Annotated in this window: 1 protein-coding gene; it reads left to right on the top strand. The window is 37.1% G+C overall.

The annotated features are described in order from the left end of the window. Positions 1-14 precede the first annotated feature (14 nt). Positions 15-232: hypothetical protein (locus ACPYOJ_RS37050; RefSeq protein WP_481420637.1), on the top strand; the 218-nt coding region annotated here is incomplete at its 3' end.

The following is a 232-nucleotide window of genomic DNA, read 5'->3' as shown; positions in this document are numbered from 1 at the left end:
CTTATTATAAGTTCATGATCGACGATTATTTCGGAGGTTATACTTTTAAATATGCTAAGTGGAATGCAGCAAATTCATCATGGGATGCTACCGTTTCTAAAACCATTGCCAATGGTACCGATGATGCTTATTTCAACTACTTCTCGTTCGCGACCGGTGATAAAGTTTCCAATCTTGAACCTTCAAAGACTAATTGGGATTTTATGTTCACAAGATACTGGACAGATTATCC

The organism is Rhizobium sp. SVR5-9E (assembly GCF_056755095.1).
This window is presented reverse-complemented; position numbering and strand designations above follow the sequence as displayed.